1 protein-coding gene and 1 pseudogene are annotated in these 1,464 nt (G+C 38.6%); both read right to left on the reverse strand.

Going from position 1 to position 1,464, the window contains the following annotated elements; genetic code table 11:
* Positions 1 to 2: 2 nt before the first annotated feature.
* Complete coding sequence (locus tag AC3AX0_RS08545; RefSeq protein ID WP_487549878.1) at positions 3 to 173, reverse strand: 4Fe-4S binding protein; 171 nt, start codon at positions 171 to 173, stop codon at positions 3 to 5.
* 452 nt (positions 174 to 625) lie between these two features.
* Positions 626 to 1,444 (reverse strand): annotated as a pseudogene (locus tag AC3AX0_RS08550) (PSP1 domain-containing protein); the annotation flags it as partial.
* Positions 1,445 to 1,464: the final 20 nt, after the last annotated feature.

Consider the following 1,464-nt stretch of genomic DNA (forward strand, 5'->3'; position numbering starts at 1 on the left):
AATTAAACCTGAACAGGTGCTTCTACAGGACATACGCTAGCGCATGCTCCACAGTCAATACAAGCAGCCTCATCTATTACATAGATATCGTCTCCTGCACTGATGCAACCTACTGGACATTCTGCCTCACAAGCTCCACAGTTAATACATGCTTCATTAATTTTATAAGCCATCATTACACCTCCTTACTGAAACTAAATAAACTCTACATTATTTTACCACTGATGTCAAATCATTTAAAGTAAAATTATTCTGGTTTTTCATTGTTTTTGGGTTTTTCTTTTTTTTCCTGTCTGTCTCTGTTGATATTTCTATCTTTTTTATATCTTTTTTTCTTGTCAGGTCTGTCTTTTCTTTCTTGTCTGTCTTTATTGTCAGGTCTGTCTTTCATCTCGGGTTTGTCTTTTTTATCCAGCTTTACCTGCTTGTTTTTTACATCCTGATTTTGTGGCCTGTCTTTTTTGTCCTGACCGTCTTTTACATCGCCCCTGTTCTTGTTGGGCTTTCCTTTTCTATACTTGCTCTTTCCCTGACCGTCTTTTTTATCGCCCTTGCTTTTTCTGTCAGATTTTCTTGGTTGCCTGCCTGGACTTGGTTCAGGTCTTTCATATCCTACGTCGCCCTTATTCAACTTCTTAACATCTACTTCTTCGAAATCCTCTATTTCATCGATATCGCCTCTATCGCTTCTTCTCCTGATCCTTACCTTTACTTTACTGAGAAGAGGATTTATTCTTATTACATCTCCTACTCCATTTGGAGTTTCTACTCTATCTCCGACTTTAGGCAGACGGTCGAGATTTTCCTCATAAAGATCCTTTTCATAGTTAAGGCAACACATTAGCCTTGAACATATTCCAGATATCTTTGTAGGATTAAGGGAAAGGTTCTGCTCCTTTGCCATCTTTATGGACACAGGTGCAAAATCACCAAGGAAAGTGGAACAGCAAAGCGTTCTTCCACATGGTCCAAGTCCACCTATCATTTTGGCTTCGTCCCTTACTCCTATCTGTCTAAGCTCTATCCTTGTCTTGAATATTGCTGCCAGATCCTTTACAAGTTCTCTAAAGTCCACTCTTCCTTCAGCTGTGAAATAGAATATGACCTTGTTGTTGTCAAATGTATATTCAACATCAACCAGCTTCATGTCAAGACCATGTTCGTCTATTTTCCCCATACACGTTACAAAAGCTTTATGCTCATTCTTCTTGTTCTTTATATTCTTTTCTACATCATCTTTAGTAGCAACCCTCAAAACCTTTTTGAGAGGTTGAATCACTTCTTCTTCACTTATAAGCTTGGGACCTACAACTGCAGCACCAAATTCTATTCCTCTTGCAGTCTCCACTATTACATCATCGTCCTTTTTGACCATCTTGCTGTCAGGATCGAAATAATATATCTTACCAGCTTTCTTAAACCTTACTCCTATTACGCTAATCATGCTTTACCTCCTGTATTCCG

The sequence above is a fragment of the Dethiosulfatibacter sp. genome, from assembly GCF_983023055.1.